We start from the raw sequence: 7,322 nt of genomic DNA, 5'->3' as shown, positions 1-7,322 counted from the left end.
GACCCACCGAACATCCGGCTGACACCTCGGGCAGCTTAAGTCAGTGGCATTGCTGTCGACAGATGGCGGAGTGACGATGTGGAGGAGGGGAGAGCCGGAGGCGAAGCGGCGGAGTTGTTCGGCGATGAGCCGTTTCGCGCGCGGGTAGAAGGACGCCGAGCCGCCCGCGATATGCGGCGTGATCAGCACACCTGGGGCCGTCCACAGTGGATGGTCCGCCGGGAGCGGCTCGGGATCGACGACGTCGAGCGCCGCGCGAAGCCGTCCGGTGAGTACCTCGGCCAGCAGCGCGTCCGTGTCGACCGCCGTGCCCCGGCCGACGTTCACGACCAGCGCGTCATCCGGCAGCGCTGCCAGGGCGGACGCGTCGAACAAGCCCCGCGTGCCCGGGTTGTCGGGCAGGACGAGCACCACGATGTCGGCGTCGGGCAGCAGCGCGGGCAGCTCGTCGATGCCGTGCACGCCGGGCCTCGCGCGGCTGGCGACCGGCACGACGACGGCCTCGGTGGCCAGCAGTTGCCGCTCGATCGCCTTGCCGATCGAGCCGTACCCGATCAGCAGCACCCGGCTGTCCGCGATCGACCTGGTGTGTTCGCGTGCCCACGACCCGGACGCCTGCTGCTTCACCCAGCGCGGCAGATCCCGCTGTGAGGCGTGGATCAGCGCCATCGCGTGCTCGGCGACGCTCAGGTCGTGCAGGCCCTGGCCGTTCGCGAGCACGACCCCGTCCGGCAGCAGCGGCAGCAAGTTCTCGAAGCCCGCCGACAGCGCCTGGACAGCACGCAACGCGGGCAGCCGGCTGATCAGCTTCGGCGGCTCCGGCCCACGGTCGTAGGGCAGCACGTAGAACTCGACACCGCTCAAGTCCGCGGGCGGCTCGCCGACTCCGTCGTACACCCCGGCGGCCAGGCCGTCGGGAACCTCGACATCACGCCACGGGATCAGTACTCGGCTCGTCATCCCTCCATCATCTAGTGATCACCTCCGCCGACGCAGAACACGTTGCCTTCCGGGTCGGTGAGGATGGTCCAGGTCAGTCCTGGCATCTCGTGCGTGTCGAGCTCGGAGGCGCCGAGCTCGACCAGCCGTTTCACCTCGCCCGCCCGGTCCTCGGTGACGAAGTCCAGGTGCAGCCGGTTCTTGCCGGCGCGCTCTTCCGGCACCCGCTGGAAGGCCAGCTTGGTGCCGCCTTCCTTCGCGGGTGTCAGGATCAGGTACTCCTCGTAGTCCACTTCGACCTCGACGCCGAGCGCCTTCGTCCAGAAGCCCGCGAGCTGCTTCGGATCGGCGCAATCGACGGTGACCATGCCCAGTTCAAGTGCCATGCCTGGCACGCTAGCGGCCACCCCCGACAAAACCGTGATAACCGGTTGCGGCCACCCCGGAGGGGTTGACTACGCTTCGCTGAACGTCTATATCCGGCCTTTGCCGCTAGGAGTCCCGTAGTGATCACCAGGATGTCGTCGCTGTTCCTTCGCACGCTGCGCGAGGACCCGGCGGACGCCGAAGTGCCCAGCCATCGGCTGCTGGTGCGCGCCGGCTACGTCCGCCGCGTCGCTCCGGGTGGTTATTCGTGGCTGCCGCTCGGTTTGCGGGTCCTGCGCAACGTCGAGAAGGTCGTGCGCGAAGAGATGAACGCGATCGGCGCGCAGGAGATCCAGTTCCCCGCGCTGCTGCCGCGTGAGCCCTACGAGGTGACCGGTCGCTGGACCGAGTACGGCGACGGCCTGTTCCGCCTCAAGGACCGCAAGGGCGCCGACTACCTCCTCGGCCCGACCCACGAAGAGCTCTTCGCGCTCACCGTGAAGGGCGAGTACAGCTCGTACAAGGACTATCCCGTCGTCCTGTACCAAATCCAGACGAAGTACCGCGACGAAGCGCGCCCCCGCGCGGGCATCCTGCGCGGCCGCGAGTTCGTCATGAAGGACTCGTACTCCTTCGACCTCGACGACGAGGGCCTCAAGCGTTCGTACGAGCTGCACCGGCAGGCCTACACCAGCCTGTTCGACCGGCTCGGCGTCGAGTACGTCATCGTCGCGGCGACCTCCGGCGCGATGGGCGGTTCCGCGTCCGAGGAATTCCTCGCGGTGGCGGACACCGGTGAAGACACCTACGTCCGCAGCACCGAGTCGGACTACGCGGCGAACGTCGAGGCCGTCACCACACCCGCGCCGCCCGCGCAGCCCGTCGAGGACAAGCCCGCCGCGCAGGTCCACCTGACGCCGAAGACGCCGACCATCGAGAAGCTGGTCACCTTCCTCAACGAAGCCGGCCTCGGCCGCACGTTCACCGCGGCCGACACGCTCAAGAACGTGATCGTCAAGACGCGTCAGCCCGGCTCCAAGGAGTGGACGCTGCTCGCCGTCGGTCTCCCCGGAGACCGCGAGGTCGACATGAAGCGGCTCGAAGCGTCGCTCGAGCCCGCCGAGGTCGAGCTGCTCGACGAGGACGACTTCAAGGCCAACCCGTTCCTGATCAAGGGCTACATCGGCCCGAAGTCGCTGCAGGACAACGGTATCCGGTACGTCGTGGACCCCAGGATCGTCACCGGCACGGCGTGGGTCACCGGCGCCGACGAGCGTGATCACCACGTCGTCGACCTCGTCGCCGGGCGTGACTTCACCCCCGACGGCACCATCGAGGCCGCCGAGGTCCGAGAGGGCGACGAGTCGCCCGACGGTCACGGCACGCTCGTCGCGGCGCGCGGTATCGAGATCGGCCACATCTTCCAGCTCGGCCGCAAGTACGCCGACGCGTTCGAGCTCGACGCGCTGGGCCCGGACTCGAAGCCCATCCGCATCACCATGGGCTCCTACGGCGTGGGCGTGTCCCGCCTGGTCGGCGTGCTCGCCGAGCAGAACCACGACGACATCGGCCTGATCTGGCCCCGCGAGATCTCGCCGTACGACCTCCACCTCGTCATCGCGGGCAAGGACGACACCCTGTCCGCCGGTGCCGAGAAGCTGGCCGCCGAGCTCGACGCGGCCGGCCTCAGCGTGCTGCTCGACGACCGCAAGGCTTCGCCGGGCGTGAAGTTCAAGGACGCCGAACTCGTGGGTGTGCCGACGATCGTCGTCGTCGGGCGTGGCCTGGCCAACGGGCTCGTCGAGGTCAAGGACAGGCGTACCGGCGAGCGCGAAGAGGTCGCCGTCGACGGTGTGGTCGAGCACCTGGTGAAGCTCACCCGAGGCTGAGCTTCAGCCCGCCCGGCGGATGCTGCTGATGATTTCGGCGGCGACGTCGGGTTGCAGGCCCTCGCCGATCTCCTGGTCGGCGAGGGTGAGGTGCACGTGATAGCTCATCGCGTCGGCGTCGGCGTTCAACGGCAGGACGACGGCGGTGAGCGCGACGCTCGGCGGGCTGCAGGCGTTGGGCTCGACGGGCCGCACGGTCGCCGTCATCTCCATGGCTTCGACGCTGCCCCCGAAAACCTGCACGGGCTGCGCCTTGGTCACGGTGACACGCGGCTGTTTCGCGAAGTCCGCTGAGCTGTAGGCGGCTTCCGCCCAGCGCACCACGGTTTCTTCGGCCGCTTCCCTGATGCCGTTGACCTCGTCGGCGCGGATCGCGGTGAAACCGGCCTGCGCACGCGACGATACGTCGAGGTACGGGCAGAAGTTGCTCTTGAACCTGGCGACGCCGTGCAGCGAGAGCAGATCTCCGCCGGGCGCTTCGAAACCGACGATCACGCCCGGGTTCTCCACGGTCCAGTCCGGCGGGACGTCGAACGCGAACGGATGGTCGTCGGACACGACCGGTTTCCAGCCCGCGACAACGGGTAGCGTCTCCGGCCGCGGGCGGCTGGTGCCGGGCATCGGCACCGGGGTCTCGACGTCGCTCGCCGAGGTCGAGAACTCGGGGGAATCACCGATCACCACGACGACACCGACGAACATCGCCAGGACGAGCACCCCCGCCAGTGACAGGGCGATTCGCCTGCGCAGCCGGTTCCGGGGTTCGGCAGCCGGTTCGTCGGGGGTATCGAGCGGTTCCGGGCGGGGTTCTTCCGGAATCGGCCACCCGGTCAGCGGGTCGACGAACCGTGGCGGTTCCGTCCCCTCCGGCTCGGGCGGCCGATCCTCGGTCATGACTGTGGTCTGAGGCTCGCGAGGATCTTCTTGGCGTCTTCCGCGGGCAGCGCGTCGGGCACCTGCAGGTCGGTCACCAGCAGGAAGCAGACCGTCTGCGTGCCGACCTTGAACGCCGCCGACGTGACCTGGACGCTGGGTGCCGGGCAGTCCTCGTCGGCGGGCGGGGTGAACGTCACCGTCGAGCTGGTGGCCTGGAGCTTCCCGCCGTCGATCGGGATCTGGGTCGTGGCGGGCAGCGGGACCTCCGGCACCTTGCCGTCCTCGCCGGTGCCGGCGGCCTGCGCCCACAGTCGTACCGAACCGCGCGCGGCGACGTCGGGCGCGTTGTCCCCGGCGGTCATGAAGCCCGCCTTGCCGCGGTTGGATCCCTTGACCCCGGCACAGGCCTCCGGGCGGAAGGTGGTCGACTCGTGGATGGACGCCTTCACCGAACCCGAGTCATAGCCCGAAATAAAGCCCGGGCGGGTGTCCCAGTTGTCCGGTGGGAGGTCGTAGGCCACCCCGTCCTTTGTGGACAGAATGCCTTGCCAGCCCGGCGTGACGGCGTCGACCTGGTTGTTCGCCTCGGTGCTCGTCGGCGGGCTGCTGTTCGACGGGCTCGGCGGCGGCGGAGCGACCGGGGAGGACGACGGCGCGGCCTGGGGAGCCGGATCGTTGTTACCGGTCATCACGAACAGGAGCGTCACGCCGACGGCGATGACGACCACGAGCGCGCCGATCGTCACCCAGAGCGCGGTCTTGTTCTTCTTCGGCGCGGGCGGCTGCGGGCCACCGGGGTAACCACCGTAGTACTGCTGCTGCGGATGATCTTGGTAGCCCTGATACGGCTGCTGCGGGTGCTGCTGCCCCGGGTGGTTCGGCGGCTGGTAGCCCGGCTGGTATGGCTGCTGGGGCTGATCCCAGCCGTTGCCCCCTGGGTATGACATGCCGGGGAGTTTAATCCGCCCGGCCCAGTAATGCGGAGCGGACCGCCGCGGTGTCGGTGAGATCGGCCAGCACGGTGTGCGCGCCCGCCGCGTGCAGCTCCTCGGCGGTGAAGTGCCCGGTCGCGACGCCGACGGCCACCGCTCCGTGTTGCAGGGCCGCGTCGACGTCGAACGGGGTGTCGCCGATGATCACCACGTCAGCGGCGGCGAACGTCGTCGCGTGCTTGGTCGTGGCGAGCCCGACAGCGTGCGGCACCAGGTCCGGGCGATGGGCCGAAAGCGAGCCGTAGCCGCCGATCTCGAAGTCGATATGGGTGTGCAGGTCGAACGCGGAAAGCTTGTGGTGCGCGGTTTCCGGCAGGTTCCCGGTGACGAGCGTCTGGACCACGTTCGGCGATCCGGCCATTGTGGACAGTGCCGCGGCGGCGCCGGGGAGGGCTCGTCCGTGCTGTCCCAGCGTCGGACGCGACTTGTCGGCGACGGCGATGAACTCGGCCCAGAGTTCCTGGATGAGCTCCTCGGTGGCCTCGACGCCGACGGCCTCGAGGAGCTCGATCGTGACAGCGCGATCGGTGCGGCCGCCGAATTTCGGCGTGTAGAGCGGATCCTTGCCGATCACCGTCGCGAAGGCCGTCCCGAACCAGTTGCCGCCGCGAGTCAGCTCGACGAGCGTGTGGTCGATGTCCCAGAGCACCAGCCGGGGTGCGTACGTGGTCGTCACGTGACCGACGTTACCCGGCCATAGTTATTCAACGTGTGTTGACTTTCGAGCGAAAGGGGTTCTACCTTGGGAGAAGAATTCAACGTCTGACGAATAACTGGAGGAAGTCATGTCCGGTCCACGCCGCCCGCGTCCTGGGGCGTTCGCTCTCATAGCCGCGGTGGCAGGAGCGCTGGTCGCCGTTGTGCTCGGCTTCCTGACCTTCGGTGCGCAGGCGACCAGCGCGCCCGACCGGGTGCCGGTGGCCGTCTCCGCGCCACCCGCCGGGCCGCTGCAAGCTGTCGCCTCGCGTGTCTCTCAGCAGGGCGGCGGACAGCTGGAGTGGCGCCTCACGACGCCGGAGGACGGCCGGAAAGCGTTGGCGGACAAGGAGGTCTACGGCGTTCTCGAGCTCGGCGCCGGGCCGTCCGCGACCGTCGTCGTGTCCGGCGCGGTCAACCCGTCCGGTACTCAGGTGGCACAGCAGGCGCTGACCGGGGCGGCTCAGGCGCTCTCCGCGGCCGCGGCGCAAGCGGACCCCGCGGCCCCGCCGGTCGCCGTCAAGGTCGAAACGCTGAACCCCGTCAGCGTCGCCGGGCGGACCGCGCCACTGGCCGCGAGCGCGCTCGCCTGGGTCGGCTGCCTGGTCGCCGGTGCCGTACTGCTGCTGGGTTCGCGCCGGCTGGGTCTGGTGCCCGGCGTCGGAGCGCGGGTCGTGCAGGTCCTCGGCGCCGGCGTGCTGATCACGGCCGTGATCGCGGGCTTCCTGAAGCTGTGGGACTCGTCGTTGCCGCTCGGCTGGGACGTCCTCGGCTTCCTTTTCCTGGCCGCGACGGCGTTCGCGGCACTGCAGGCGGGATTGCTCCGGCTGCTCGGCGTGCGCGCGATGTCGATCCTCGGCCCGCTTTACCTGGTCGCGCCCGCCGTTGCCGGTCAGGTGCCCGAGCTGCTCAACCCCGCCTACCGCGCGCTGCTGTGGTCGTGGACGCCGTTCCGATTCTCCGCCGAAGGGCTCAGGAGCCTGCTTCAGGGCACTCCGGGCGCGCCGGACGTCGCCGCCGGGATCTGGGTCCTCGCCGGGATGCTGGTCGTCGGGCTCGTTGTCGTCGTTTGGCCCGGCCGCAGGGCTTCAGCCGTTGAGGAGACTGAAGCGCACACGCCGGACAGGGTTGTCGAGGTTGGTGTCCACTAGGCAGATCGACTGCCAGGTGCCGAGCGCCATCACCCCGCCGATGACCGGGATGGTGGCGTACGGCGGCACCAGCGCGGGGAGCACGTGATCGCGGCCGTGGCCCTTGCTGCCGTGCCGGTGCCGCCAGCGGGCGTCGTCGCGGGGGAGCAGCTCGTCGAGCGCGGACAACAGGTCGTCGTCGCTCCCGGCGCCGGTTTCGAGGATGGCCAGCCCGGCCGTCGCGTGGGGGACCCAGACGTGCAGGAGGCCGTCGTCGGCGTCGGCCTCGGTCAGGAACGCCTCGGCTTCCCTGGTGAGGTCGTAGACCACGGCCTCCCGGCCGGTGTGGACCTCGATCTCCGTGGAGTACATGGCGGCCCACGTTAGTGCCTTCGGGGCATCGATGTACCGCTCAGGGAGAGGGTCGTTGACGC

8 protein-coding genes are annotated in these 7,322 nt (G+C 69.4%); 2 read left to right on the top strand and 6 right to left on the bottom strand.

Annotation, left to right across the window (positions count from 1 at the left end; all coding sequences use genetic code 11):
- Together VGP60_RS20890 and VGP60_RS20885 are read right to left on the bottom strand one after the other, a co-directional pair.
- Positions 1-960, bottom strand: a 960-nt coding sequence (locus VGP60_RS20890; RefSeq protein WP_327549726.1) for a 2-hydroxyacid dehydrogenase, incomplete at its 3' end; no start/stop codon positions are given.
- Between the two features lie 11 nt (positions 961-971).
- Positions 972-1,325: a VOC family protein gene (locus VGP60_RS20885; RefSeq protein WP_327549725.1), complete on the bottom strand. Its 354-nt coding sequence runs from the start codon at positions 1,323-1,325 to the stop codon at positions 972-974.
- Between the two features lie 120 nt (positions 1,326-1,445).
- On the opposite strand from VGP60_RS20885, the gene VGP60_RS20880 reads away from it, so the two are divergent.
- Positions 1,446-3,194: a proline--tRNA ligase gene (locus VGP60_RS20880; protein ID WP_327549724.1), complete on the top strand. Its 1,749-nt coding sequence runs from the start codon at positions 1,446-1,448 to the stop codon at positions 3,192-3,194.
- Positions 3,195-3,197: 3 nt separating this feature from the next.
- Here the strand turns inward: VGP60_RS20880 and VGP60_RS20875 are convergent, their stop codons facing one another.
- Genes VGP60_RS20875 through VGP60_RS20865 form a run of 3 tightly spaced genes read right to left on the bottom strand, consistent with a single transcriptional unit; the run spans position 3,198 to position 5,738 of the window.
- Positions 3,198-4,088, bottom strand: coding sequence for a hypothetical protein (locus tag VGP60_RS20875; protein WP_327549723.1), 891 nt, complete (start codon positions 4,086-4,088; stop codon positions 3,198-3,200).
- Entirely contained in the window at positions 4,085-5,017 is a 933-nt protein-coding gene (locus VGP60_RS20870) for a hypothetical protein (RefSeq protein ID WP_327549722.1), read from the bottom strand. Before VGP60_RS20870 ends, VGP60_RS20875 begins: the two co-directional genes overlap by 4 nt.
- 10 nt (positions 5,018-5,027) lie before the next feature.
- Positions 5,028-5,738, bottom strand: a complete 711-nt coding sequence (locus tag VGP60_RS20865; protein WP_327549721.1) for an HAD family hydrolase — start codon at positions 5,736-5,738, stop codon at positions 5,028-5,030.
- A 109-nt stretch (positions 5,739-5,847) separates the two neighbouring features.
- On the opposite strand from VGP60_RS20865, the gene VGP60_RS20860 reads away from it, so the two are divergent.
- Positions 5,848-6,909, top strand: coding sequence for an ABC transporter permease (locus VGP60_RS20860; RefSeq protein ID WP_327549720.1), 1,062 nt, complete (start codon positions 5,848-5,850; stop codon positions 6,907-6,909).
- Here the strand turns inward: VGP60_RS20860 and VGP60_RS20855 are convergent.
- Positions 6,847-7,260: a secondary thiamine-phosphate synthase enzyme YjbQ gene (locus VGP60_RS20855; RefSeq protein WP_327549719.1), complete on the bottom strand. Its 414-nt coding sequence runs from the start codon at positions 7,258-7,260 to the stop codon at positions 6,847-6,849. The two genes, VGP60_RS20860 and VGP60_RS20855, sit on opposite strands and share 63 nt — an antisense overlap.
- Positions 7,261-7,322 lie beyond the last annotated feature (62 nt).

Source organism: Amycolatopsis sp. (assembly GCF_036008905.1).
Lineage (GTDB): Bacteria > Actinomycetota > Actinomycetes > Mycobacteriales > Pseudonocardiaceae > Amycolatopsis.
This window is presented reverse-complemented; position numbering and strand designations above follow the sequence as displayed.